This window comes from Nonomuraea dietziae (assembly GCF_014195505.1).
GTDB classification, from domain to species: Bacteria; Actinomycetota; Actinomycetes; order Streptosporangiales; family Streptosporangiaceae; genus Nonomuraea; species Nonomuraea roseola.
In genome coordinates, this window is record NZ_JACIBV010000001.1 from 3,020,540 (window position 1) to 3,044,194 (window position 23,655).

The 23,655-nt window shown below is 71.0% G+C and carries 25 protein-coding genes and 1 pseudogene; 19 read left to right on the top strand and 7 right to left on the bottom strand.

All coding sequences use genetic code 11. From position 1 onward, the window contains the following. Positions 1 to 83 precede the first annotated feature (83 nt). From FHR33_RS14360 to FHR33_RS14370, 3 genes are all read left to right on the top strand, one after another. Positions 84 to 560, top strand: coding sequence for a hypothetical protein (locus tag FHR33_RS14360; protein ID WP_183647161.1), 477 nt, complete (start codon positions 84 to 86; stop codon positions 558 to 560). Between the two features lie 49 nt (positions 561 to 609). After that, positions 610 to 1,149 carry a hypothetical protein gene (locus FHR33_RS14365; RefSeq protein ID WP_221241099.1) on the top strand — a complete coding sequence of 180 codons (540 nt, stop codon included), beginning with the start codon at positions 610 to 612 and terminating at the stop codon, positions 1,147 to 1,149. Between the two features lie 219 nt (positions 1,150 to 1,368). Next, positions 1,369 to 1,947 carry a carboxymuconolactone decarboxylase family protein gene (locus tag FHR33_RS14370; protein ID WP_183647165.1) on the top strand — a complete coding sequence of 193 codons (579 nt, stop codon included), beginning with the start codon at positions 1,369 to 1,371 and terminating at the stop codon, positions 1,945 to 1,947. 13 nt (positions 1,948 to 1,960) lie between these two features. Here FHR33_RS14370 and FHR33_RS14375 read toward each other — a convergent pair whose 3' ends face one another. Further along, positions 1,961 to 2,338, bottom strand: coding sequence for a MerR family transcriptional regulator (locus FHR33_RS14375; protein WP_183647167.1), 378 nt, complete (start codon positions 2,336 to 2,338; stop codon positions 1,961 to 1,963). A 65-nt stretch (positions 2,339 to 2,403) separates the two neighbouring features. On the opposite strand from FHR33_RS14375, the gene FHR33_RS14380 reads away from it, so the two are divergent. Further along, the gene (locus FHR33_RS14380; RefSeq protein ID WP_183647169.1) at positions 2,404 to 3,609 is read left to right on the top strand and encodes an MFS transporter; all 1,206 of its coding nucleotides are present in this window, start codon (positions 2,404 to 2,406) and stop codon (positions 3,607 to 3,609) included. A gap of 67 nt (positions 3,610 to 3,676) precedes the next feature. Then, positions 3,677 to 4,243 carry a dienelactone hydrolase family protein gene (locus FHR33_RS14385; RefSeq protein ID WP_183647172.1) on the top strand — a complete coding sequence of 189 codons (567 nt, stop codon included), beginning with the start codon at positions 3,677 to 3,679 and terminating at the stop codon, positions 4,241 to 4,243. A 190-nt stretch (positions 4,244 to 4,433) separates the two neighbouring features. Here FHR33_RS14385 and FHR33_RS14390 read toward each other — a convergent pair whose 3' ends face one another. The 4 genes from FHR33_RS14390 to FHR33_RS14405 all read right to left on the bottom strand — a co-directional run bounded on the left by FHR33_RS14390 (position 4,434) and on the right by FHR33_RS14405 (position 9,704). Next, positions 4,434 to 5,693, bottom strand: a complete 1,260-nt coding sequence (locus tag FHR33_RS14390) for a class I SAM-dependent methyltransferase (RefSeq protein ID WP_183647175.1) — start codon at positions 5,691 to 5,693, stop codon at positions 4,434 to 4,436. A 3-nt stretch (positions 5,694 to 5,696) separates the two neighbouring features. Next, a complete protein-coding gene (locus FHR33_RS14395; protein WP_183647177.1) occupies positions 5,697 to 7,046 on the bottom strand; it encodes an FAD-binding oxidoreductase in 1,350 nt (449 codons plus the stop codon). Between the two features lie 150 nt (positions 7,047 to 7,196). Next, on the bottom strand, positions 7,197 to 8,165 hold the full coding sequence (locus tag FHR33_RS14400) for an NAD(P)-dependent oxidoreductase (RefSeq protein ID WP_183647181.1): 969 nt from the start codon (positions 8,163 to 8,165) through the stop codon (positions 7,197 to 7,199). A gap of 9 nt (positions 8,166 to 8,174) precedes the next feature. Next, on the bottom strand, positions 8,175 to 9,704 hold the full coding sequence (locus FHR33_RS14405) for a serine/threonine-protein kinase (protein ID WP_183647184.1): 1,530 nt from the start codon (positions 9,702 to 9,704) through the stop codon (positions 8,175 to 8,177). Positions 9,705 to 9,782: 78 nt separating this feature from the next. On the opposite strand from FHR33_RS14405, the gene FHR33_RS14410 reads away from it, so the two are divergent. The 6 genes from FHR33_RS14410 (at position 9,783) to FHR33_RS14435 (ending at position 15,809) form a co-directional block, all read left to right on the top strand. After that, a complete protein-coding gene (locus FHR33_RS14410; protein ID WP_183647187.1) occupies positions 9,783 to 10,883 on the top strand; it encodes a CaiB/BaiF CoA transferase family protein in 1,101 nt (366 codons plus the stop codon). An 89-nt stretch (positions 10,884 to 10,972) separates the two neighbouring features. Then, positions 10,973 to 11,797 (top strand): ABC transporter ATP-binding protein, encoded by an 825-nt coding sequence (locus FHR33_RS14415; protein WP_183647190.1) that lies wholly within the window; start codon positions 10,973 to 10,975, stop codon positions 11,795 to 11,797. After that, positions 11,794 to 12,564: an ABC transporter permease gene (locus tag FHR33_RS14420; RefSeq protein ID WP_183647193.1), complete on the top strand. Its 771-nt coding sequence runs from the start codon at positions 11,794 to 11,796 to the stop codon at positions 12,562 to 12,564. Before FHR33_RS14415 ends, FHR33_RS14420 begins: the two co-directional genes overlap by 4 nt. A 42-nt stretch (positions 12,565 to 12,606) precedes the next feature. Then, positions 12,607 to 12,801 (top strand): helix-turn-helix transcriptional regulator, encoded by a 195-nt coding sequence (locus FHR33_RS14425; protein ID WP_203946469.1) that lies wholly within the window; start codon positions 12,607 to 12,609, stop codon positions 12,799 to 12,801. Next, positions 12,798 to 13,358 carry a hypothetical protein gene (locus tag FHR33_RS14430; RefSeq protein WP_183647200.1) on the top strand — a complete coding sequence of 187 codons (561 nt, stop codon included), beginning with the start codon at positions 12,798 to 12,800 and terminating at the stop codon, positions 13,356 to 13,358. The genes FHR33_RS14425 and FHR33_RS14430 overlap by 4 nt, the downstream gene beginning before the upstream one ends. Positions 13,359 to 13,397: 39 nt before the next feature. Further along, the gene (locus FHR33_RS14435; RefSeq protein WP_183647203.1) at positions 13,398 to 15,809 is read left to right on the top strand and encodes a hypothetical protein; all 2,412 of its coding nucleotides are present in this window, start codon (positions 13,398 to 13,400) and stop codon (positions 15,807 to 15,809) included. A 3-nt stretch (positions 15,810 to 15,812) separates the two neighbouring features. Here FHR33_RS14435 and FHR33_RS14440 read toward each other — a convergent pair whose 3' ends face one another. After that, a complete protein-coding gene (locus tag FHR33_RS14440) occupies positions 15,813 to 16,265 on the bottom strand; it encodes a GyrI-like domain-containing protein (protein WP_183647206.1) in 453 nt (150 codons plus the stop codon). A gap of 153 nt (positions 16,266 to 16,418) precedes the next feature. On the opposite strand from FHR33_RS14440, the pseudogene FHR33_RS53250 reads away from it, so the two are divergent. Together FHR33_RS53250 and FHR33_RS53255 are read left to right on the top strand one after the other, a co-directional pair. After that, positions 16,419 to 16,880: pseudogene (locus FHR33_RS53250) on the top strand (IMP dehydrogenase); the annotation flags it as partial. Position 16,881: 1 nt separating this feature from the next. Further along, entirely contained in the window at positions 16,882 to 17,802 is a 921-nt protein-coding gene (locus tag FHR33_RS53255; RefSeq protein WP_376773284.1) for a GuaB1 family IMP dehydrogenase-related protein, read from the top strand. Here the strand turns inward: FHR33_RS53255 and FHR33_RS14450 are convergent. Continuing rightward, entirely contained in the window at positions 17,766 to 18,326 is a 561-nt protein-coding gene (locus tag FHR33_RS14450) for an SDR family NAD(P)-dependent oxidoreductase (protein ID WP_183647209.1), read from the bottom strand. The genes FHR33_RS53255 and FHR33_RS14450 overlap by 37 nt on opposite strands. Positions 18,327 to 18,440: 114 nt before the next feature. Between FHR33_RS14450 and FHR33_RS14455 the strand changes: the two genes are divergently transcribed. The 6 genes from FHR33_RS14455 to FHR33_RS14480 all read left to right on the top strand — a co-directional run bounded on the left by FHR33_RS14455 (position 18,441) and on the right by FHR33_RS14480 (position 23,291). Beyond that, positions 18,441 to 18,815, top strand: coding sequence for an FKBP-type peptidyl-prolyl cis-trans isomerase (locus FHR33_RS14455; RefSeq protein WP_183647212.1), 375 nt, complete (start codon positions 18,441 to 18,443; stop codon positions 18,813 to 18,815). A 190-nt stretch (positions 18,816 to 19,005) separates the two neighbouring features. After that, the gene (locus tag FHR33_RS14460) at positions 19,006 to 20,532 is read left to right on the top strand and encodes an ATP-dependent DNA ligase (protein WP_183647215.1); all 1,527 of its coding nucleotides are present in this window, start codon (positions 19,006 to 19,008) and stop codon (positions 20,530 to 20,532) included. A gap of 253 nt (positions 20,533 to 20,785) precedes the next feature. Further along, positions 20,786 to 21,667, top strand: coding sequence for a septal ring lytic transglycosylase RlpA family protein (locus FHR33_RS50235; protein ID WP_246451854.1), 882 nt, complete (start codon positions 20,786 to 20,788; stop codon positions 21,665 to 21,667). Between the two features lie 308 nt (positions 21,668 to 21,975). Then, positions 21,976 to 22,233 (top strand): DUF6461 domain-containing protein, encoded by a 258-nt coding sequence (locus FHR33_RS14470; protein ID WP_183647218.1) that lies wholly within the window; start codon positions 21,976 to 21,978, stop codon positions 22,231 to 22,233. A 124-nt stretch (positions 22,234 to 22,357) separates the two neighbouring features. Beyond that, entirely contained in the window at positions 22,358 to 22,786 is a 429-nt protein-coding gene (locus FHR33_RS14475; RefSeq protein WP_183647221.1) for a MarR family winged helix-turn-helix transcriptional regulator, read from the top strand. Further along, entirely contained in the window at positions 22,776 to 23,291 is a 516-nt protein-coding gene (locus tag FHR33_RS14480) for an aspartate carbamoyltransferase (protein WP_183647224.1), read from the top strand. The genes FHR33_RS14475 and FHR33_RS14480 overlap by 11 nt, the downstream gene beginning before the upstream one ends. Positions 23,292 to 23,655 lie beyond the last annotated feature (364 nt).

Genomic DNA, 23,655 nt, shown 5'->3' on the forward strand with positions numbered 1-23,655 from the left:
AGATGGGTGCGCGCAGGGATGATCCGGACAGGGGCCCGGCTGAAGACTGGAGGCACGCCACCACCTGCTCAGGAGGACCCCCGATGACCACCACCATGACCACCACGACCGCCACGACCGTCACGGACGTCCCCGACCCCGTCAAGGCCGCCTCCGCCCTCTGGTTCGCCGCCGTGGGAGCCGGCGCCTTCGAGGCGGCCCTGGCCGTCGGCCAGGCGCTGTCGGCGGGAACGCCCTTCTCCGAGCTCGCGGGCGGCCTGGCTGTACGGCTGGCGATCTTCGCGGCCGCCGTCTTCCTGGCCGTCGTGCTGCGCCAGGGACGCGGCTGGGCCCGAATCGCGCTGGCGGTGTCGCTGGGCGTCTTCGGCACCGTCTCGCTGGTGATCGAGCCGATCCAGTGGCTGCTGGCGGGCAACTCCGTCACGACGTTCCTCACCACGGCCGACGCCATGACCCTGACGTTCACCGTGAGCAGGATCCTGCACCTGGCGGCGGTGCTGGGCGCCATGACGCTGATGTTCAGCCCTTCGGCGAACGCCTATTTCCGGCGCAAGCGGTGATTCGGACGACCGTGTAGGGTTTGCGGTCGTGCAAAATCGCCTGACCGGTATGTTGATCGGCGCCGTCTTCGGCGCCGTCTTCGTCTTCGTGAACGCTTCGAGCCCGCTGAACTCCGTGCTCGCCACCGTCCTCCAGGTGGCCGCCTCCGTGGCCCTGGCCTTCATCGTCATCATGTGGTTCACCGCCGGCAAGCGGCTCAGGACCGGCGCCGCCGCCTCCGCCCGAGAGCCCGGAGGGAGCTTCTACGGCCGCGGTTACCTGTTGATCGTGGCCGCCGAGGCGATCCTGCTCTTCGGCGGCATCGCGGTGCTGCGAGCGCTGGGGAGGCCCGAGGAGACCAACGTCGCGTGGATCTCACTCGTCGTCGGCCTCCACTTCGTCGCCCTCGCGCCGGTCTGGAAGGAGCCCAGCATCCTCATCCCCGGGGTGGTGCTCACGGTGCTCGGCGTGGTCGGCCTGGTCATGACGTTCACCTCGGCCATCGCCTGGGTGCCGATCGTGAGCGGCGTGGCGTCGGGCGTGACGCTGCTGTCCGGCTCCCTCGCCTACAGCAGGCGCGCCCTGACCTCCCTGAACCCCACGAACTGACCCCGTCGCAACGCTCCTTCCCCCGGCGGGCCCGCACCGTCGCGCCCGGATGACTATGGCCAAGAGCCGGTCCGGGGACGACAATCCGCTGAGGGGGTGGGACATCCCGGCCGTCGGCCTGCTGGGCCCGCCCACCGGCCGCGCGCTGCCGCGACGTCGCCCCGAGAGGGCGGGCGCTGTCCGCCGGCTTCGACAACCCGGCCTGGAGGTCTCGCCACGATGAGCTTTCTCCCCCCGCCCGAGACCACGCCCGAGGCCCAGCGGCTCTTCGACGATGACGTCGCCGAGCTCGGCTACGTCATGAACACCTCCAGGCTGTGGGCCTACCGCCCCGAGACCCTCGCCGGCCTGTCCGGCCTCATGGGGGAGATCGCCGACACGCACGGCTTCACCCGCAGACGGCGCGGCATCCTCGTCACGGCGTGCGCCTCGGCGCTGGGCGACTCCTACTGCTCGCTGGCCTGGGGGCTCAGGCTGGCCGAGGAGACCGGCGCCGGCGCCGCCGCGGGCGTGCTCGGCGGCGACGACAAGGGGCTCACGGAGGACGAGCGCGTCATGGCGGCGTGGGCGCGCAAGGTGGCCCGCGATCCCAACAGCACCGGCGAAGCCGACGTGGCCGCGCTGCGAGAGGCGGGGTTCGGCGATGCCGAGATCTTCGCGATGACCGCCTTCGTGGCGCTGCGCGTGGCGTTCTCGACCGTCAACGACGCTCTGGGCGCCCGTCCCGACGCGGCGCTGCGGTCCACTGCGCCGCGGGAGGTGCTCGACGCGGTGACCTATGGCAGGCCCATCGAGTGAGGCGGCGAGAGGCTCATGACTGGTCCGCGTGATCGCCTGCGCGCACGGCCTCGAGGTAGTCGGCGATGGCGTCCCTGTTGCGGGTCAGGCACGCGACGCGCTCGCTCATGCGATCACGTTCGTGCTCCAGGGTGGCGATCATCTCGGGCGTCGCGTCGGGGAAGTGGATGACCCTGGGCTTGTTCAGGCAGGGCAGGATCTGCTTGATGATCCTGGTCGGCAGTCCCGCGTCGAGCAGACCCCTGATCTGGGCGACCCTGTCCACGAGCGACTCGTCGTAGTCGCGGTAGCCGTTCGGTGAGCGGCTGGGGTTGATGAGCCCCTGCTCCTCGTAGTAGCGCAGCAGCCGCCTGGGGGTGCCGGTGCGCTCCGACAGCTCTCCGATGAGCATGTGACCCACCTCATATCCCGCCACGTTGACCTTCACATCGGTGTGATGGTTCAAGCATACGGAACATGAGAAACGACGCCACCCCTCTTGCCGCTTCCCCCACCGGCTCCGAACAGGGCAAGCTTCCCATGGCGGCGCTGCTGGCGCTCTCCACCGCCGTCTTCGTCACCAGCCTCACCGAGACACTGCCGGCCGGCGTCCTGCCCGCGATGAGCGCCGACCTCGGCGTCAGCGAGTCGGCGATGGGCCAGTCCGTGACGATCTACGCGATCGGCACCGCCCTCACGGCGATCCCGCTGACCGCGGCCACCGCGGGATGGCGGCGCAAGCGCCTGCTGCTGACGGCCATGGCGGCCTTCGCCATCGCCAACACGGTCACCGCCGTCTCGGCGAACTTCCCCGTGACCATGGTGGCCAGGTTCGTCGCAGGTGTGGCCGCCGGTCTGGCCTGGGCGTTGCTCGCCGGGTACGCCCGCCGCATGGCCCCGGTTCACCTTCAGGGCAGGGCGATCGCGATCGCCATGGCCGGCATTCCCGTCGCCCTGTCTCTTGGTGTGCCCGCGGGCACCTTCCTCGGTCATGCGCTCGGCTGGCAGGTGGCCTTCCTGATCATGACCGTGCTGACCGTCGTCCTGCTCCTGTGGATCACCGCGGCGGTCCCCGACTACCCGGGGCAGCCGCGCGGCGGCCGTACCCCGATGCTGCGCACCCTGCGCGTCCCGGGTGTGGCGCCCGTCCTGTTCGTCACCCTGGTCTTCGTCCTGGCGCACACCATCCTCTACACCTACATCGCCACCTTCCTCGACCGGCTCGGCATGGGCGGCTCCACCGACCTCGTCCTGCTGGTCTTCGGCGCCGCCTCCCTGGTGAGCATCTGGATCGTGGCCGCGCACATCAACCGCAGGCTGCGCGCGCTCACCATCGCCAGCACCGTGCTGGTCGCCGCGGCGGCCGCCGTCCTGGCCGTCCTGGCAGGCAGTCCCGCGCTGGTCTACGTCGCGGTGACGCTGTGGGGGCTCGGGTGGGGAGGCGCGCCCACGCTCCTGCAGACCGCCGTGGGCGACGCGGGAGGCGAGGCCGCCGACGCCGCTCAGGCCATGCTCGTCACGCTGTGGAACGCGGCCATGGCGGGCGGCGGGGTCGTCGGCGGCGTCCTGTTGGGGCTGCTCGGCGCCACGTCCTTTCCTTGGAGCGTCCTCGCGCTCCTCGCTCCGGTGCTGGTCGTGGTGCTCGCCGCCCGCACCCACGGCTTCCCCGGCAGGAGGTCCTGACCCGAGGCCGGCGGCCACCGACGTTCCCCTCTGTCGAGGATCTACGCCGGTAGGAGAGGATGGCCGGATGGCTCACCTCGCGTTGTTCCATTCCGTGTACGGACTGCGCTCCGTCGAACGGGTCGCCGCAGACCGCTTCCGCGCCGCCGGGCACGAGGTGGTCACGCCCGACCTGTACGCGGGTGAGACCGCAACGACGATCGACCGCGGCTTCGTCCTGGTGGAGCGGATCGGGTGGGAGGTCATCGTGGAACGCGCGCGTGAGGCGGTCCGCACGATGCCCGCGGACACGGTTCTCGCCGGTGTCTCGATGGGCACGGGGGTTGTCGGGGACCTGCTGGCCGACCGGCCCGATACGGCTGGTGTCCTGCTCCTGCACGCGATCGCGGAGCTCCCCACGACGGCGCGGGCCGGTCTGCCCGTGCAGGTGCACGTCGCCGACCCTGACGTGTTCGCGCCTCCCGCCGCCGTCGCCGCGTTGGAGAAGGCCGCGACGGGCACGGGCGTCGATCTGCGGGTTTTCACCTATCCGGGTGTCGGGCACTTCTACACGGACGCGAGCCTCCCCGATCATGACCGGGCGGCGGCCGATCTCACCTGGCGGCGAAGCCTGGACTTCCTGCGCCATCTCTGAGTCCCCGCATGCGGCGAGCACCGAGGCGCGAGGCCGGATCCGGACGTGCCGTCGTTCCGTGCGGGCCGGACATCGCATCCCGTCGGAACGCATCCCTCCCCTGCAGGTCTTCCTACGCCGGAGCCCGTGGCGCGAGGGGCCGGAGCCCCTCGCGGGGGTGGGGGTCGTCTGCCCTGGAGGGGCCGGCCGGTCAGGGCCAGTCGATCGAGGGGCGGAGGGGGAAGTGGGCGGCGCCCTGGTCGTCCAGCTTCACGCCGAGCACCTGGTGCAGCTGCACCTTGTTCCGCTCGAAGCCCACGATGCAGCCGGCCATGTACAGCCGCCACACCCTGGCCGTCCCGTGGCCGACCTCCTGGAGGGCGTCCTCCCAGTTGTCGTCCAGGTTCTCGCACCAGAACTTCAGCGTGCGGGCGTAGTGCTCGCGCAGGTTCTCCTCGTGACGGACCTCGAAGCCGGAGTTCTCCATCTGCGTGGTGAGGTAGCCGACCGACTCGAGCTCACCGTCGGGGAAGACGTAGCGGTTGATGAAGCCGCCCTTGTTGATCGTCTTCTCGGTGCTCGTCGGACGGGTGATGCAGTGGTTGAGCAGCCGCCCGCCCGGCTTGAGCTTCCTGTAGAGGGAGGAGAAGTAGGCGGGCAGCTGGTCCTTGCCGATGTGCTCCGTGAGGCCGATGGAGCTGACCGCGTCGAAGCCGCCCTCGGGCACGTCGCGGTAGTCCATGAAGCGCACCTCGGCCAGGTCCTGCAGCCCGGCGTCGACAATGGCCTTCTGCGCCCACTCCGCCTGCTGCTTGGACAGGGTGACGCCCAGGGCCTTGACGCCGTACTCGCGCGCGGCGTGCATGACCATGCCGCCCCAGCCGCAGCCGACGTCGAGCAGGCGCATGCCAGGCTTGAGGTCGAGCTTGCGGGCCACCAGGTCGAACTTGGTGTACTGCGCCTCCTCGAGCGTCGCGTCCTCCCGCGGGAAGACGGCGCAGGTGTAGGCCATGGACGGGCCGAGCACCCACTCGTAGAAGCGGTTGGACACGTCGTAGTGGTGGTGGATCGCCTCCGCGTCACGCTGCTTGGCGTGACGCGAGCCGAGCCTGGCCAGGGTGCTCCTGCGCATCTCCTGGGGCGGCGGCGGCACGCGCATCAGCAGTGGCTTCGGGCCGAGCGCCCGTACGGCGTCCAGCTTCTCGGCCAGCGTCAGGTCGTTGGTGGTGATGTTCCACATGCGGTCGAGCAGGGTGTACATGTCGCCATGGACATCGATGTGCCCCGAGACGTACGCCCTTGCCAGGCCGAGCTCGCCGGGCGCCTGGGCCAGGTAGGCCACGGCGATCGGCGACTTCACCTCGATGGTCACGTCCGAGCCGTCAGGACCGGCCTTGCTGCCGTCGTAGGCCATGAACGCGATGTTGGAGTTCGGACCAACGATCTTCTCAAAGATGCTCGCGAGACCCATCTCTCACCTTCCCCGCACACACTTGTCATACAGGTCCAGCAGGCGACCGTTCGGGTCGTACGCCTGCTTGACCGGCCAGTAAGCATCGCCGTTGTACAGCTGCCAGAACTGCTCACGGGCGTAGAAAGAGGTCGAGTAGAGCGACTTGTGGCCGTCGAGAGCGTGCACCTCGTTCTCGATGAGCCTGTTGTAGTAGCCGTCGAACTGCCCGCGCGGCAACGGGACCAGGCCCCAGAAGCCGAAGTTGACGTAGAGCTTGCCCGTCTCCAACGGGTACAGCGGCCACTCACTCGACGATCGGAGGGGGCACATCCAGACCGGCGTCATGCCGACCTTGGAGTGGAAGAACTCGAGGAAGTCCGCGCCCCGCTCGACGGGGGTCTCCACGTCCTGGATGACCGACTCCTGGACAGGGGCGTCGCGCCACCTGTCGACCCTGGCCACGACCCCGTACCTGCGGTCCAGGGCCACCAGCTTGCGGTAGACGTCCGAGCGCATCCACTTGCGCGGCATCAGCGAGCGCACCAGCGGCTGCTGGACGCCGAAGGCGCGCGAGCACCAGAACCAGTCGGTGTCCCAGCGCCAGAGGTAGTCGCGCACGGTCAGCCAGTCGCGTCCCCGCTTCTGGATCGACTGGTAGTAGATGCGCATGCCGGTGTAGTCGGAGGTGTACGGCGCGCGCTCGGCGAAGCGGCCGAGCGTGATGTACATCTCCGAGGGGTCGAAGAAGACCCCGTCGACGAAGTCCACGGGCTCGCCGTCGTGCGTCATCGCCTCGCAGATCTCCTGCATGGCGAGCATGCACTTGGCCGCGTCGGTGAAGCGCAGATGGGTGAGCCTGACGTACGGCTGGACCGGCTTGAGCTTGATCCGGATCCTGAGCGCGTAGCCCAGGGTGCCGTAGGAGTTGGGGAACGCGCGGAACAGGCCGCGGTGCTCGTTGTCGTCGCGGGCCACCACGATGCGCCCGTCGCCGGTGAGGATCTCCAGTTCCTCCACCGACTCGTGCGGCAGCCCGTCCCTGAAACTGGTGGACTCGATGCCGAGCCCTGTCACCGCTCCCCCGAGGGTGATCGTCTTGAGTTGGGGCACGACGTACGGCATGAGCCCGTGCGGCAGTGTGGCGTCCACCAGATGCTCGTAGGTCGTCATGCCCTGGACCTCGGCGGTCATGGTGACCGGGTCCACGCTGATGACCTGGTCGAGGTCGCGGGCCGAAAGCTTGGCGGCCTTGCCGGAGTCGCGGAACCTGAACAGGTTCGAGGTCGCCTTGGCCAGCCGAGGCGCCGCGTCCGCGGGGATCTCGGCGTAGGACTGCCTGATCTGTTCGACGGCCCGCTGGTGTGCCGACATCGTTGTCACAGAAACACCCCCAGAAGCTGCGGTCGAGATCGTCCGTAAGACCGTATCTCCCCAAATCTCGACAGAACAGATCGGGGTGGTGAAACGTCCGAGATCTCCGTAACGGCGCAGGTCACGCCCCATGTACGGGCAGGGGAAACTCTACTTTCCCGATCCGTCCCTTCTCCGGATCCTGGCGGGCGCGTCGTTGACCACATTTTCGATCTTCTTTTCTTCCACGGCCGCGGTCAGGTTGCCGACCACCGAGGCGACCAGACGGCCCGTCGACTGGGGTGTGACGCCCGCCACGTGGGGTGACAGGAGTACGCTCGTGAGGTCGCGCAGCGGGTCGTCCGGGGGCAGCGGCTCGGTGTCGAAGACGTCGAGCGCCGCGCCGCCCAGGTGGCCCTCCCGCAGCGCGGCGGCCAGCGCCCGCTGGTCGACGACCCCTCCGCGGGCCGCGTTGACGAGCAGGGCGCCCTTCTTCATCCGGGCGGGGTCGACGAGGCCGCGCGTCTCGTCGGACAGCGCGATCACCACGACCAGCACGTCGGCGGTGGCGACGACCTCCTCGAGCGGCGCGTAGCCCTCGCCGCGCGGCGTGCGCGTCCAGTGGGAGACCCGGCAGCCGAGCGCGCCGAAGAGCCTGGCGCACTCCTGTCCGATCGGGCCGTAGCCGACGACGCCGACGTGGGAGCCCGACAGCTCGCGGGGGCCGAGGTCGAGCTGCGGCCAGCCACCCGCCCGCACGGCCGCGTCGGCGGCGACCAGGCGGCGGCTCAGCGTGAGGGCGGCGCCCAGGCACCACTCGGCCACCGCGACGGCGCTGACCCCCGCGGTGTTGGCCAGCGGCACGCCCGCCGCCGACAGGGCGGCCAGGTCGTGGCCGTCCACGCCGACGGACGGCTGCTGCACGAAGGCCAGGCGGGGCGCGGCGGCCACGGCGGCCGCGTCCATGGCCAGGCCGGCGCTCCAGTCGCCGAGCACGATCTCCGCCTGCGGCAGGGCCGCCTCCATGGCCGCCCTGTCGCGCGCGAAGGACAGCGTGACGCGGTCGCCGAGGGGGGCGAGCAGGCCGCGAAGGGCCTCGGGCGGCAGCGGGGTGAGAGCCAGCAGGTTCCAAGGGGTCATGCCTGGACCCTAGGACGCCGCCCCCGGCGGGGAGAAGCTCCCCAGGACCTGACGCATCAACCGGCCCTGCCTGCGCCACTGGTCCTCGGCGACCGTCCAGGAGAGCACGAAGGCCGTCGCGCCCGCCACCGTCGCCCGCCGTACCTCGCGGTACCGGAGCCCGGCGGTCGCCCACGGGTGGCCCGCGGCGGCGGTCCAGGTGAACTCCCACTCCGCCGTGCCCTGTGCGACGGAGCCGCGGCGCACGGTGCGCACGCCGGTCGCGGCCTGGATGCTCTCCTCCGCGTCGCGCAGGATCTGGTGCGGGTCGAGCGTGGCGTACTGCTGTTCGACGCCGAGGTGCGCGCCGCGGTCGGGACGCGTCCACTGGGTGTAGGCCTCGGCGCGCGCCCCCTTCCACCTGGTCGGCCGCTGGATGGACCAGCCGTCGGGGGAGGTCCACGGGCGGGTGAGTGCGACAGGGGTCCTGCTGGTCGTCGGGGTCGGCGTGGACGAGGCCGACGGCGCCGCGCTCGTGGCGGGCGCCGAGGCCGGCGTGCTGGCCCTGGCCTGCGGCACGCGCGCGCTGCCCTCCGCCTGACTGGGGGTGAACTTCAGGTAGGCGCCCGCTCCCACGGTCAGGACCAGCACCGCGGCCGCGGCCGCCATGAGGGTGGTACGGCTGCCGCGCCTGCTCGGCGGCTCCTCGTCGTCGTCCTCCCTGTGCCGCCTGGCCTCCTGCGGCGTGCCGAGTTCGGCGAACATCGCGTCGGCCTGCGCGACGGTCAGCCGCTCGTCAGGCTCCTTCTTCAGCAGCCCCTTCAGCACGGGGTGAAGCGCGGGCGGGATCCTGCGGTAGTCGGGCTCCTCGCGCATCAGCGCCGACAGCGTGGCCATGGGGTCGCCCCGCTCGAAGGGCGAGCGCCCGATCAGCGCGGCGTACAGGGTGGCGCCGAGCGACCAGAGGTCGGAGGGCGGGCCGAAGTCGAGGGCGCGGACCCGTTCGGGGGCGAGGAAGGCCGGCGAGCCCGTGACCATGCCGGTCCTGGTGAGGGAGGAGTCACCCTCGGCGGTGGCGATGCCGAAGTCGGTCAGGACCGCGCGGCCGTCGTCGCACAACAGGACGTTGCTCGGCTTGACGTCGCGGTGCAGGATCCCGACCTCGTGCGCGGCCTTCAGCGCCGACAGCACCTGGCGGCCGACGTCGGCGGCCTCCCGGACGGGGAGGGCGCCGTGGGTGGCCACGACCTCCTCGAGGGAGGGGGCCCTGACCAGCTCCATGATGATCCAGGGCCGGCCGTCCTCCTCCACCACGTCGTAGATCGCCACGACGCTGGGGTGGTTGAGCTGGGCGGCCGTGCGGGCCTCACGGGCGGTGCGCACCAGGTGACTCTCGCGGTCGAGAGCGGACAGCTCGGGAGGGAGTAAGACCTCCTTGACCGCTATCGGCCGGTTGAGCAGGGTGTCGTGGCCCTCCCAGACCACGCCCATGCCGCCCCTGCCCAGCTCTGTGGCGAGGCGGTAGCGGTGGGCGATCATCCGATCGGATTCCGAAGCCATAAGGCGCAAGTTTCCCATATCTGGCGGATCTCTCGTGGGGGTGTCGCGGCGACGCCGTACCGAATAAAGTTCTTGAACATGACGCAGGGACCGCTCGCCGGGGTGAAGGTGCTGGAGCTGGCCGGGCTCGCGCCCGGCCCTTTCGCCGGGATGATGCTGGCCGACCACGGTGCCGAGGTGCTGCGGGTCGACCGGGTCAAGGCCGTCTCCGACCGGCCGCGCAGGGACGTGATGGACAGGGGCAAGCGCACGATCGGCCTCGATCTGAAGTCGCCGGAGGGCGTGGCCGCCTTCAAGGAGCTCGCCGCGGGCGCCGACGTGGTGATCGAGGTGTTCAGGCCGGGCGTCGCCGAACGGCTCGGCATCGGACCCGACGACCTGCACGCGGTCAACGAGCGTCTGGTCTACGGCAGGATGACCGGCTGGGGCCAGGACGGGCCGCTCGCGCCCACCGCGGGCCACGACATCGACTACATCGCGATCTCGGGGGCGCTGTCCATGCTGGGGCGCGAGGGCGACAAGCCGACCCCGCCGATCAACATCCTGGGCGACTTCGCCGGCGGGGGCCTCATGCTGGCCTACGGCGTGCTGCTCGCCCTGTTCGAGCGTGAGAGGACCGGCAGGGGCCGGGTGATCGACGCGGCCATGGTGGACGGCGCGGCCGTGCTGTTCGCGATGTTCTACAACTCGGGATGGGGCGCGCGCGGCACGAACCTGCTCGACACCGGCGCCCCCGTCTACGACACCTACGAGACCGCCGACGGGCAGTTCATGGCGGTCGGCGCGCTCGAGCCGCAGTTCTGGGCGGCGCTCACCGAGAAGATGGGCCTGACCGACCTGCCCGACAGGAACGACCGCGCCCAGTGGCCCGCGCTGCGCCGACGACTGGAGGCTGCCTTCAAGGAGCGGACGCGGGCCGAGTGGGAGACCGTCTTCGAGGGCTCCGACGCGTGCGTCTCGCCCGTGCTGTCCCCGACCGAGGCCGCCGAGCATCCGCACAACGTCGCGCGCGGCACGTTCGTGAAGGTCGGCGACTCCACCCAGCCGAGGCCCGCGCCCCGGCTGCTCGGCGCGCCCGAGCCCGACCTGTCCCCCGCGACCAGGCTGCTCGACCTGTCGGAGTGGGGCCTCGACGAGGAGCGAGCGGCCAAACTCAGGCAGGCCGGCGTCCTGGCGTGAGCGCGCAGTAGCCGCCCGCCGGCCCGTGTCCACTGTCACCCCGTCGTAGAAGTTGTCACGAATGTAGTAGACGTACTACATTCGACCGCATGAGTACTGTGGTGAGTGTCCGCGGGCTGCGGATGTCGTACGGCAAGCGCGAGGTCCTGCGCGGCGTCGATCTCGAGGTACGGCGCGGCGAGACCGTCGCGCTCCTCGGCCCCAACGGCGCGGGCAAGACGACCACCGTCGAGATCCTCGAGGGCTTCAGGCACCGCGCGGGCGGTGAGGTGGAGGTGCTGGGCGAGGACCCCTCCCGAGGCGGCGAGGACTGGCGGGCCAGGGTCGGCGTGGTCCTGCAGGACTGGCGCGACCACCCCCGGTGGCGGGTCGCCACCCTGATCGACCACGTGGCGGCCCACTACCCCGACCCGTGGGACACCGGCGAGCTGCTCAGGGCGCTCGGCCTCGGCGGCCAGGCGGCCAGCAAGGTCGGCCAGCTGTCCGGCGGTCAGCGGCGCAGGCTCGACGTCGCGCTCGGCATCGTCGGCAGGCCCGAGCTGCTCTTCCTCGACGAGCCGACCACGGGCTTCGATCCCGAGGCTCGCAGGGAGTTCCACGAGCTGATCGCGAACCTCGACACCACGATCATGCTGACCACGCACGACCTGGCCGAGGCCGAGAAGCTGGCCGACCGCATCGCCGTCCTCCTCGAAGGGCGGATCGCGGTCTTCGGCACGCCCGACGAGCTGGCGCGGGCCGTACAGGCGCCCTCCCTGGTGCGCTGGAGGGACGGCTCCGAGCAGACGGCGCAGCCCTCGGAGCTGGCGTGGAAGCTGCACCAGAAGTACGGAGGGCCGGTCCCCGACCTGGAGATCAGGCGCCCCACCCTCGAAGAGAGCTACCTCAACCTGGTGGAAAGGAGCGCGGCATGAGCACGCTGGCACTCGGGGTCAGGCGCGGCCTGATCGAGCAGGCCTCGATCATGAGGGACGGCAGGGAGCTGAGCGGCCAGCTCGCGGGCCTGGTGATGTTCGTGCTGCTGATGCTGTGGATCGGCGACAACCCCGCGGGCGGCGGGGTCGGGATGAGCGCGTTCATGGCGGTCGGGTTCATGGCCTTCACCGTCTTCTCGGCGGGGACCATGTCGCTGCCGCTGCTGATCGCCACCGACAGGGAGGAGGGCGCCCTGCTGCGGCTGCGCGCCCTGCCCCGCGGCCTGCGCGTCTACGTCACCGGCAGGGCGGTCTCCCTGATGCTGCACATCGCGGGGCACTCGGCGATCATGCTGGCACTCGGGGCCGCCGTGGGCGGGCTGGGCGCGCCGGCGCACTGGCCGACCCTGCTGTGGTCGCTGGCGCTCGGCACGCTCGCGGTGGTCCCGCTCGGCACCGCGATCGGCGCGATGCTGCCGAGCGCGAAGACGGCCGCCGCGGTGATCGGCGTGCCCACGATGCTCCTGATGATCTGCTCGGGGGTGATGCTGCCCGTGCGGATGATGCCGGAGGCGGTCCAGTGGGTCGCGCAGGCCTTCCCGCTCTACTGGCAGGGCCACGCGCTGCGGGCGGCGTTCTTCGACTCCCCCGCGGGCGAGCTGCACGGCGTCTGGCAGCTGGGCACCGCGGCGATCGTGATGGGCGCGTGGGCGCTCGCCGGTATGGTGCTGGCACCGTGGTTGCTGCGCAGGGTCACTCGCAAGTGAGGATTCGCGGTGTCGAACGAGGTCGTCTACAACAGGATCCCGATGCTCAGGGCCGAACGCGGGATCTCCCGCAAGGACCTGGCCGCGGCGCTCGGGGTCCACTACCAGACCGTGGGCTATCTCGAGCGGGGCGAGTACAGCCCGTCCCTGTTCCTGGCCCTGAAGATCGCTGAGTATTTCGAGGTGCCGGTGGAGGTCGTCTTCTCCCTCCATCCGTTCGCCAGGTTGGGGTCGTGATGAACAGGTGGGAGAAACAGCGCGAGCGCCTGGAGAACATGCCGGCGCAGCGCCTCTGGGCCACCCGCCCTGCCCGCCGCCGTCTCGTGGCGGTCGGTGTGGCGGCGCTCTGCCTGCTCTGGGCCGGGCTCGTGGTGATCGTCCGGTACGCGCCGAGTGACCTGGCGCGCAACGTCTACCTGTCGATGTTCGCGGTCAGCCTGCTGGTCGGCTTCCCCGTGATGGGATGGCTGAACGCCGCGGCGCGAGGTGCCCTCTCGCTGCCCGAGCGCTTCCTCGACGAGCGGCAGCTGGCCGAGCGGCGCAGGGCCTACACCTCCGCGCACCGCGCCACCAGCGTCGTGCTCGGCGTGCTCTTCGTGCTGACGAACGTGGTGAGCCACGCCGACGGCCAGCTCACGCTGACCATCCCGATGGCCCTGGTGGCACCGCTCGCGCTGACGCTGTTCGCGACGCACTACACGATCCCCGTCCTCATCACCGGGTGGCGGCTCACCGACCCCCCGCCGGACGACGATGATCCCTCTGAGATCCAAGTGACCTCCAAGGACGCCTGAGAATCATGTGTTCCCTTCTCAGAACAGGAAGGGAACGATGTGAACAGGACAGCGTTGCTGCTGAGCGCGATGATGCTCGGCGGGCTGCTGGCCGCCCCTCCAGCGCTCGCGGCGCTCGCGGCCCCCACGGCCGCGGCCCCGGTCACCGTGTCGGTGGCCCAGGCCGAGGCGAGCCCCGCGCGGCAGTCGGGTGACTGCCCCACCACGGTCGGCTTCTCCGCCGTGGTCGCGGCCAAGGGCAAGGGCGTCGTGCGCTATCGCTGGGTGCGCGGCGACGGCAGCAAGGGCGCCGTGAAGAGCTTCCGCGTCGACGGCGCCCGCAGGGCGACCGTCAGGGACCGGCAGACGTTCGAGCGCTCGGTCACCGGCTGGCAGGCCGTCGAGGTGCTGGGCCGCAAGGGCCTGTCCCGCAAGGCGTACTTCAGCGTGACCTGCGCGGGCGGGGGCGAGCTCTACGACGTGGGCCACCCGCTGCCCGCGAGCCACGCGGGCCGTCCGGTGATCGCCGCCGCCGACGTGGACGTCACCCCGCCCGCCTACACGGGTCAGTGCCCCACGACCGTACGGTTCACCGCCACGCTCCAGGTCTCCCGCACCCCCGCCAGGGTCGGCTACCAGTGGATCGACGGAGCGGGGGGCGAGAGCCGTCCCGAGTACCTCGACTTCCCCGCCGGAGGGCCCAGGCTGCGCCAGGTGTCGCTGCCCGTGACGGTCAGCGCGAGCACGAGCGGCTGGAAGGCCGTCAGGATCCTGGATCGCGCGGGTCACGACTCGGGCAGGGCCCTCCACACGGTGACGTGCTCCAGCACGCCGCCGACGTCGCCGCCGCCCACCTCCCCGCCGCCGACGTCACCTCCGCCCACCTCGCCCCCGCCGTCGTCGCCCCCTCCGTCGTCGCCGCCGCCGTCCAGCCCGCCGCCGGTGGTCGCGGTGCCGTCGATCGTGGAGATCGACCCCGGTGACCACATCGGCTCGTGCGACACGCCGGTCGACTACCGCGCCACCGGCATCCTCGCGCTGCCCGCGGGCCCCGCGACCACGGTGAAGTACGCCTGGGGGCTCGACGGCCGCCAGGACGGTGTGGAGGAGGCGAGCTTCGTCGCCGACGACAAGCCGCGCACCGTCCGGGTCGTCAAGACCTGGCGGCTGACCAAGGCCGACGCGGGTGAGCACGTCGTGTCCCTCAGGGCGGCGGGCGGCTCACCCGCCACGAAGTCCTTCACCCTCACGTGCAAGGAGACGCCGAAGCCCGTCGTCACCATCGGCGAGATCACCGCGCCCGCCTACACCGGCGACTGCGCCAGGGTGCCCAACCACCGGGCCCGCGCCGTGCTCTCCCTCAGCCGGCCGGGCGAGATCGAGTACCGGTTCGTGATCGACAAGCTGGCCTTCCCCTACAGGAAGGTCTCGGTCACCGGCGGCTCCGGCGTCACCGTGGAGTCCGACGCGTGGGCCTCGGCCACCAGCGGCACCGTGCGGGTGGAGGTGAAGAACCACAACGCGCCGGCCAAGGAGGCGGCCTACACCGTCACCTGCGCGGCCGAGCCCAAGGTCACCGTGAACGCCGAGGTGGCGAAGGTCACCACGCACACCGACTGCGTGAGGCCGCACACCTTCAGGGGCACCGGCGCCGTCGGGCTGAACCGTGAGGGCACGATCTCCTACCGCTGGGTGGTCGACGGCAAGGCGACGGACTGGAGGACGGTGACGTTCGCTTCGGCGGGCGAGAAGGCGGTGAGCCCGCACGAGTGGCAGGCCGCCAAGACCGTCACCGGCACGGTCGCCCTGGAGACCAAGGAGCACAACCGCCCCGCGGCCCGCAAGGACTACACGCTGTCGTGCCCCTCGGCGTGGCTGACCGACGCCAAGGTCGACCCCGCCACCTGGAGCGGCGACTGCTCGGGCAAGCGGTTCGTCTTCACCGCGAAGCTCCACTCCACGAAGAACCAGAACGTGCGCGTCGAACTGGTCGAGGCGCACAGTGGCTCCCTGATCGACCACGCCGACCACAGGGTGCTGGCCCACCTGCCCGAGACCGTCACGATGAACCGCTTCTTCAACGTGACGCTCAAGGTGGACACACAGCTGCGGATCACCTCGCCCGCCGAGGGACACCGCAGCCAGATCATCCCCGTCGACGTCACCTGCCACAAGGTCACCTTCAGCGACGTGAAGGCCACCAAGGCGCCGAACACGTGCGGGAACTGGGCGCTGAGCGGCAAGATCACGCTCAGCTGGCCCGCCTCCCTCAGCTACCGGTGGGCGCGCAGGACGGCCTTCAGCACCTGGGAGGGCGACTGGGTCACGGTGAACGCGCCCGCGGGCGTCAAGGAGGTCTCCAAGACGTACACGGCGCGCTCGCGCGACAACGGGCAGTTCAGGCTCGAGGTCCGCACGCCGTACGAGACGGTCTCGTCTCCTGCCGGCTATCAGTCCAGCTGTTCCAGCTGAGCCTCACACGGCTACGTAGAGATCGGCGCCCGCCGGGTGGTGCACCTCGAGATCGGTGGTGAACGACCTGGCGGGCGTGCCGCCCGACTCGGTGTGCTTCCACACCCGCTGCCACGCGTCGATGATCGCCTGCGGCATCTGCCCCCTGGCCTCGACCTTCAGCGTCCGCCCCGCCGGCACGCGCACCGCCACCATGCCCTCGGGCAGCCTCGGCACCGTGCGCACCCCCACACCGACGATCTGCGTGTACGCCCCGTGGTGGTCGCTCTCGTAGTCGGTCAGGACCGCGTAGAGATTCTCGTCCAGCCGCCCCGGCACATGGGCGAACGCCCCAGGAGCCCCCGCCCGCTGCCAGAGGGTCGGCAGCCTCGCCCGCGACGGGTCCATCTCGTCGGCGTTGCTGGTGCGTACGGCCAGGCCGACCACCAGCACTTCGGACCGCTCCACGATGTCCACCGCGTCCTCCATCCCCCAGGTCTGTCCCGCAGATCATATGGCCACGGAAAGAGGGAATGACCCCTCCTGACCAGTCACCACATAAGATGGACGAACGTGAAGTTTCTCAACGGTCTCGAGCCGTCCCACGACCTGACCTACAGCGACGTGTTCATGGTTCCGTCGCGGTCCTCGATCGGTTCCCGGCTCGCGGTCGACCTGTCGACCAACGACGGCACGGGCACCACGCTGCCCATCGTGGTCGCGAACATGACGGCCGTCGCCGGCCGCCGCATGGCCGAGACCGTCGCCCGCAGGGGCGGCGTCACGGTCATCCCGCAGGACATCCCGATCGACGTGGTCGCCGACGTCGTCGACTGGGTCAAGAAGCGCGACCTGGTGCACGACACGCCGCTCACGCTCACCCCGCACGACACGGTCGGCGAGGCGCTGAACCTGCTGCCCAAGCGCGCCCACGGCGCGGTCATCGTCGTCGACTGGGAGAACCGCCCGATCGGCGTCGTCACCGAGGCCGACTGCCACGGCGTCGACATGTACACCCAGCTGTCGCAGGTGATGTCGGCCAACCTCCTCACGCTCCCCGCGGGCCCTCGACCCGCGCGAGGCCTTCGACATGCTGCACGAGGGACGCCACCGCCTGGCGCCCATCGTCGACGGCGAGGGCAGGCTGGTCGGCATCCTGACCCGTACCGGCGCCCTGCGCGCCACGCTCTACCAGCCCGCCCTCGACGCCCAGGGCAGGCTGAGGATCGCGGCAGCCGTCGGCGTCAACGGCGACGTGGTGGCCAAGGCGAAGGAGCTGCTCGACGCGGGCGTCGACTGCCTGGTCGTCGACACCGCGCACGGCCACCAGGACAAGATGATCACGGCGCTGCGTGCCGTACGGGCGCTCGGCCCCTCGGTGCCGGTCGCCGCGGGCAACGTCGTGACCGCGGAGGGCGTGCGCGACCTGGTGGAGGCCGGAGCCGACATCATCAAGGTGGGCGTCGGTCCCGGCGCCATGTGCACCACCAGGATGATGACCGGAGTCGGGCGTCCGCAGTTCTCCGCGGTGCTGGAGTGCTCGGCCGAGGCGCGCCGCCTGGGCAGGCACGTCTGGGCGGACGGCGGCGTGCGGCACCCGCGCGACGTGGCGCTGGCCCTGGCGGCGGGCGCGGCCAACGTGATGATCGGCTCCTGGTTCGCGGGCACCTACGAGTCGCCCGGCGACGCGCGCACCGACGCCGACGGGCGCAAGTACAAGGAGAACTTCGGCATGGCCTCCGCGCGGGCCGTCCGGCTGCGCACCGCCGAGGACACCCCGTTCGAGCGGGCCAGGAAGGCGCTGTTCGAGGAGGGCATCTCGACCTCCCGCATGTACCTCGACCCGCAGCGGCCCAGCGTCGAGGACCAGATCGACGCGATCGTGGCCGGTCTGCGTTCGTCGTGCACCTACGCGGGGGCCACGACGCTGGAGGAGTTCCACGAGCGGGCCGTGGTCGGCATCCAGAGCTCGTCCGGCTACACCGAGGGGATGCCGCTCCACCAGAGCTGGTAGGCCTGCTCCACCGTCACGGCCATGACGCTGATCCCGCGAGGGGCCAGTTCGACGGCCAGCGAGCCGCTGAGGCTCTCGACGGCGGCCTTCACGGCGGCGTCGAGAGCGTGACACGGCTCGTCCTGGACGAGGTTGACGATCGCCGAGCCGTCGCCCATCAGCGGCAGCATCCTCCTGATGAGGCCGGTGACCTGGAGGAAGTTGTCCTCGATGAGCGCGCGCTCGGCCCGCGCGCTCACGCTCTCGAAGGGGGCTGCGGTGGTGGCCGTCGCGCTGGTGACCAGGATGTCGACGCGGCCGTAGCGCTCCTCGACGGCGGTGGCGAAGACGTCCACGGCCATGGGGTCACGCAGGTCCAGCGTCATCACGAGATCGCCATGGGGCCTCTCGCGATCGCGTGCGTGAGGGGCCGCGTTCCCGCGGTCGCAGGTGGCGCAGACGGCGCCTTGGGCGCGCAACGTCTCGGCGACGCCCCTCGACCCGCCGGTGATCACAGCGACTCGTCCGGTCAACGGGGTGGCCATGCGATCAGTTCACCACGGAACAGCTCTGGCCACCACAGCATGGCCGTCACCCGTCACGAGCGCCGCGCCCCCTAGAGTCTTCTAGGTCAGAAGACATCCACCAAGGAGTACAACGTGGCACTCGAGAAGCCGGAGATCGACTTCCCGGAGGGCAACCCGCCCGCCGACCTGGAGATCGTCGACATCGTCGAGGGGGACGGCCCCGAGGCCAAGCCTGGACAGAGCGTCCAGGTGCACTACGTCGGTGTCGCTTTCTCCAGCGGCGAGGAGTTCGACGCGTCGTGGAACCGCGGCACGCCGTTCGAGTTCCCGCTGGGTGGCGGGCGCGTCATCGCCGGCTGGGACCGCGGCGTGGCGGGCATGAAGGTCGGCGGACGGCGCAAGCTCGTCATCCCGCCGCACCTGGGCTACGGCAACCAGGGCGCGGGCCGCGCCATCAAGCCGGGCGAGACGCTCATCTTCGTCGTCGACCTGCTCGGCGTTCGCTGACGCTCGCGTGGTGTCGGGTACGGCCCGCCGTGCCCGACACCACCCGCGCCCTCGGCGGCCCTCGCGTCCTTCGAGGAACCGCCATCACCGCCTCGCCGATCCCCGCACGACGCCTGACCCAAAGGCCCCAGACACTGGATCCAAAGGTCAAGCGGGACTTTTGTCGCTCCTGTAGGGCAACATAAGCGTTGTGCTACTGATCGACGTCGTTCGCGTTTCCGAGGCCGTGTCCAGGACCTCTGCCCGCCTGGGCAAGATCGGCCATCTGGCCGAGCTCCTGGGCCGGGTCGGCGCCGACGAGGCCGAGATCGCCATCGCCTACCTCTCGGGCGAGCTCCCCCAGCGCCAGATCGGCGTCGGCTGGCGCACCCTGCAGGACCCTCCGCCGCCCAAACTGGTCGCCACCGCCACCCTCACCGACGTCGACGCCCTCCTCACCCGCATCAAGGCCGTCTCGGGCCCCGGCTCCCAGGCCGCCCGCAAGGCGCTGGTCGAGGAGCTATTCACCGCCGTCACCAGCCAGGAGCAGTCTTTCCTGCTCCGCCTGCTCTCCGGCGAGCTGCGCCAGGGCGCGCTCGACGGGGTGATGATCGAGGCCGTCGCCAAGGCCTCCGGCGCCGCTTCGGCCGACGTCCGGCGGGCGCTCACGCTGCGCGGCTGGCTGCCCGCCGTCGGCGCGGCCGCCCTGTCGGGCGGCGTCGAGGCGTTGCGCGCCTTCAAGCTCGAGGTGGGCCGCCCTGTCGCCCCCATGCTCGCGGGCAGCGCCCCCAACGTCGCCGCCGCCCTGGACAAGATCGGCGGCGAGGCCGCGCTCGAGTGGAAGCTCGACGGCATCCGGGTGCAAGCGCACCGCTCGGGCGACACGGTGAGGATCTTCACCCGCACCCTCGACGACATCACGCCCCAGGTCCCCGAACTGGTCGAGGCGGTTCTCGCGCTGCCCTCCGACGACCTGGTGCTCGACGGCGAGGTCCTCGCGCTGCAGCAGGACGGCCGTCCCCATCCCTTCCAGGTGACCGCCAGCCGGGTCAGCAGCAAGACCGACGTCCCGAAGCTGCGCGAGGCCACGCCGCTGAGCGTCTTCTTCTTCGACGCCCTCAGGGTCGGCGGCACCGACCTGCTCGACCTGCCGTACGGCGAGCGGCAGGAGGTCCTCGCCGCCACCGTTCCCCCCGCTCTGCTCACCCCGCGCCTGGTCACCGCCGACCTGCCCGCCGCCGAGGCGTTCTTCGCCGAGGTCGTACGGCGGGGCCACGAGGGCCTGGTCGCCAAGTCCCTCACCTCGCCCTACGCGGCCGGCCGCAGGGGCGCGGGCTGGATCAAGGTGAAGCCGCGCCACACGCTCGACCTCGTCGTCCTGGCCGCGGAGTGGGGGCACGGGCGGCGCGAGGGCAAGCTGTCCAACCTTCACCTGGGAGCGCGCGACCCCGACAGCGGCTCGTTCGTGATGCTCGGCAAGACGTTCAAGGGGTTGACCGACGAGTTGCTCGCCTGGCAGACCCAGCGCTTCCTCGAGATCGCCGAAGGCCCCACCGACGAGTGGACCGTCACACTCAGGCCCGAGCTGGTGGTGGAGATCGCTTTCGACGGTGTGCAGCGCTCGCCGCGCTATCCGGGCGGCATGGCGCTCCGTTTCGCCCGCGTGCTGCGCTACCGGCCCGACAAGCGCGCCGACGAGGCCGACACCGTGGAGACGGTTCGCTCGCTCATGTTCTGATTTCGCACTTCGGCGAAAACCCAAAGATCCACTGCGTACGCTGGGTCTTCTCACCACGCCGTGACCTAAGTGAGATGTGTCACGGTATGTGGCATTAATTTGCCTTTACCGCTCCTTTGTCGCATATCTTCGAGCGCATTGCGGGGCCTCGATGCCCCGCCACGGGAATCGGCCGACGCGCGTTCCCCCTTCCCCTCCCCCGTCTGGCCCTTCCGTGTCCTGTCCTGTCCCCCGATCAAGGACTGTGTTTCTCTTGGGTCAGCATTCGAGCAAGCCGTCGCGCCGCAACCCGCTGAGCCGTCTGACGGCTCCGGGCAGACGCCGTTGGACCACCGTCGCCGCGGGCGCCGCCGTACTGGCCGCCTCGACCACCGCGTGGGCCGCCGTCGCGAACGACGACAGCCCCCGGACCACGGCGGGCGCGGGCCTCTTCGCCACCCTCTCCCCGTCCGCGAGCCCGGGCGCCTCGTCCGCCACCTCGTCCGGCACCTCGTCCGGCACCTCTTCCCGGACCACGGACGGCACCGCTCCAGCCACCATCGGCGGAACCGTCTCCCCCACCACCGGCGCGACCGTTCCCGGCGCCACCGGGACCGTGCCAGGCACCACCGGCGGGACTCCGAGGACGCCGGCCTCCCCCGGCACCTCGGCCACCTCGGCCACCTCGCCGGAATCGGCTTCGAAGGGCGTCTCAGGCTCGAAGGGCGCCACCGGTTCCAAGGACGTCACGGGCTCCAAGGGCTCCCGGGGTTCCGAGGGAGCCGACACCTCTCAGGACGGCGCTCAGGCCAAGGCCTCCCAGGCTCCCAAGGCCGTCGCCGCGCCCGCGAAGCGGAAGGCCCGCGTGCTCTCGTCGGGACGCTGTGGGGCCTCCTTCTACGACGAGCCCCAGATGACCGCCAGCGGCGAGCGATTCAACCCGTCAGCCCTGACGGCGGCGCACAAGTCCCTGCCGCTGGGCAGCAAGGTCCGCGTCATCAACCCGTCGAACGGCAAGGCGGTGGTCGTGCGCATCAACGACCGCGGCCCGTACACCGGCGGACGCTGCCTCGACCTGTCCGAGGCCGCGTTCTCCACGATCGGCGACACCAACGCGGGCGTCATGACCGTCAAATACCAGGTACTCGCCAGCTGACCGCACCGCCCCTCCTCCCCGTCCCGCACCGCCCCGTCCCGCCCCGCCCCGTCCCGCCCCGCCCCGTCCCGCCCACGACGATGCCCTCGTCGCAGCCATCCCAGACCGCCTTCGCGACCTCACCCCGGGCTCTCCCAGCCGAAGCCATCACGCTGGCCCTCCACCCCGGTCCAAGCCATCACGCGACCTCACCATCCGCGCCCCGCGAAACCGTCTGACGTCCCACGGGCCATCCCACGGCATCACCCCCAGGTTCCGCCGCCCCAGCCCAGCCGTCCCGCGGCGCCATCCCACGGCAGACCGCCAAGGTGACGCCTCTGGTCGCCGTGCTGCCGCGGCACGTGCCCGCCAGCGGAGTGCGCTCCATCACCGAAGGCGGCCGTCAGGCCCTCGGCCTCCGCATGGACGTCAATGACGGGCGCGTGGCCGTCTCCTTCGAATCAACCTGGCCAGAGGAGCGGTTCGGCGACGACCCGCACGCGCTCGATCACCTGATGGACGGACTGCGCTTCCAGATCAGCGATGACGACATCCTCGACAATCGCGTGGACCGTGCACGTTCCTAGCCGCCACTCACCGCTCCATTGCGTCCGATCACAGCGACCCGAGGTGATGCCCGCGGATCACGGCTCACTTACCCAGCCGGCCATCTGGTTGCTCAACACAACTATCTAGTTGTATGGTCGAACCATGGCGGGTGATCGCGAACTCCAGGAGGCCGTGGCGCGGTTCGTGCGGGCCTTCGGCCTTCACCAGCCGGACCAGACCCCTTGCGGGCAGCCCGTCCCGGTATCGGAGGCTCACGCGCTGGGCGAGCTGGCCAGGGACGGCGCGCTGCGGCAGAGTGAGCTGGCGCACCGGCTCCGGCTGGAGAAGAGCACCACCAGCCGGCTGGTCACGCAGCTCATCAACCGCGGCTGGGCCGACCGCACCCCGGCGCCCGACGACGGGCGCGGCGTGCTGGTCCAACTCACCCCGCACGGGGTGCAAGCCGCAGCCCGGCTGGCCGAGGCCAGAGCCGAGCGCTTCTCCGCCGTTCTGGACCGTGTCCCCGAGGGCGAACGCGCCGGCGTGCTGCGCGCCCTGACCATCCTCACGGAGGCCATAGATGAAACCTAAGGATCGACGCGCCCAGGGGCTCATCGCGGCGCTCGCGCTCATCGTCGTCGCCGCGACGGCGTACGTGCTCGTCAGCCGGGATGAGCAGCAGGCACTGGCCGTCCGGCAGGCCGAGATCGCGGCCAGGAGCCGGCAGGTGATGCCCTTCGACCTGGAGCGCACCACGCACCGCTTCGCCAAGTCCGCCACCGGCGGGATGCAGACGGTCACCTCCGACGACCCGGCCGACGCCGAGCAGGTCACCTTGATCCGCGAGCACCTGACCGAGGAGGCGGCGGGGTTCGGCAGCGGCGACTACGGCGACCCGGCCTCCATTCACGGCGGTGAGATGCCGGGCCTGCGCGACCTCGAACAAGGCCACAGCCGCATCGACATCCGCTACACCGACCTGCCCGCCGGCGCCCGCATCACCTACGCCACCACCGACGCGTCGCTGGTGGAGGCGCTGCACGCGTGGTTCGACGCCCAGGTCACCGACCACGGACAGCACGCCGAGCACGGCTGAGCCACCCCACGGACGCTCTCCTTCCGCCGGCCACGCCTGTCTCGTAGATACCTAACGGCGGTACGGTTTCCTGTGCCATCACACCTGGCTTGTGGGTCCTCCGGCCGCCGGGCCGCCACCCCACCAGCCGACCGTCGGACGCGGCGAGAGCCCCAGCCCGCCGCTGAAAGGACACCCCTTTCGTGCCGACCACGGAAATCGGCTCCGCCCAGCGCGGCGGTGCGGCGCTGCGGGCGCTGCGCCTGGCTGGGCCGCATCCCGCCCACCGGCAACGCCTCCGGCCGATGATCGCCGGGCGCATCCGGCTCGCCCCACCCGGCAGGCCGGCGGCAACCGGTCAGGAAGAGCACGCAGCCCCCACCCC

Excerpts from the sequence above, each read along its gene's own strand:
- FHR33_RS14395 (WP_183647177.1), bottom strand. The coding sequence starts at position 7,046 with ATGTCGGCACACCAGCGGGCCGTCGAACAGATCAGGCAGTCCTACGCC.
- FHR33_RS14370 (WP_183647165.1), top strand. The coding sequence starts at position 1,369 with ATGAGCTTTCTCCCCCCGCCCGAGACCACGCCCGAGGCCCAGCGGCTC.
- FHR33_RS14475 (WP_183647221.1), top strand. The coding sequence starts at position 22,358 with ATGGCGGGTGATCGCGAACTCCAGGAGGCCGTGGCGCGGTTCGTGCGG.
- FHR33_RS14365 (WP_221241099.1), top strand. The coding sequence starts at position 610 with ATGTTGATCGGCGCCGTCTTCGGCGCCGTCTTCGTCTTCGTGAACGCT.
- FHR33_RS14450 (WP_183647209.1), bottom strand. The coding sequence starts at position 18,326 with ATGGCCACCCCGTTGACCGGACGAGTCGCTGTGATCACCGGCGGGTCG.
- FHR33_RS14385 (WP_183647172.1), top strand. The coding sequence starts at position 3,677 with ATGGCTCACCTCGCGTTGTTCCATTCCGTGTACGGACTGCGCTCCGTC.
- FHR33_RS14415 (WP_183647190.1), top strand. The coding sequence starts at position 10,973 with ATGAGTACTGTGGTGAGTGTCCGCGGGCTGCGGATGTCGTACGGCAAG.
- FHR33_RS14425 (WP_203946469.1), top strand. The coding sequence starts at position 12,607 with ATGCTCAGGGCCGAACGCGGGATCTCCCGCAAGGACCTGGCCGCGGCG.
- FHR33_RS14380 (WP_183647169.1), top strand. The coding sequence starts at position 2,404 with ATGAGAAACGACGCCACCCCTCTTGCCGCTTCCCCCACCGGCTCCGAA.
- FHR33_RS14360 (WP_183647161.1), top strand. The coding sequence starts at position 84 with ATGACCACCACCATGACCACCACGACCGCCACGACCGTCACGGACGTC.
- FHR33_RS14390 (WP_183647175.1), bottom strand. The coding sequence starts at position 5,693 with ATGGGTCTCGCGAGCATCTTTGAGAAGATCGTTGGTCCGAACTCCAAC.
- FHR33_RS14375 (WP_183647167.1), bottom strand. The coding sequence starts at position 2,338 with ATGCTCATCGGAGAGCTGTCGGAGCGCACCGGCACCCCCAGGCGGCTG.
- FHR33_RS14410 (WP_183647187.1), top strand. The coding sequence starts at position 9,783 with ATGACGCAGGGACCGCTCGCCGGGGTGAAGGTGCTGGAGCTGGCCGGG.
- FHR33_RS14405 (WP_183647184.1), bottom strand. The coding sequence starts at position 9,704 with ATGGCTTCGGAATCCGATCGGATGATCGCCCACCGCTACCGCCTCGCC.
- FHR33_RS14400 (WP_183647181.1), bottom strand. The coding sequence starts at position 8,165 with ATGACCCCTTGGAACCTGCTGGCTCTCACCCCGCTGCCGCCCGAGGCC.
- FHR33_RS14420 (WP_183647193.1), top strand. The coding sequence starts at position 11,794 with ATGAGCACGCTGGCACTCGGGGTCAGGCGCGGCCTGATCGAGCAGGCC.
- FHR33_RS14480 (WP_183647224.1), top strand. The coding sequence starts at position 22,776 with ATGAAACCTAAGGATCGACGCGCCCAGGGGCTCATCGCGGCGCTCGCG.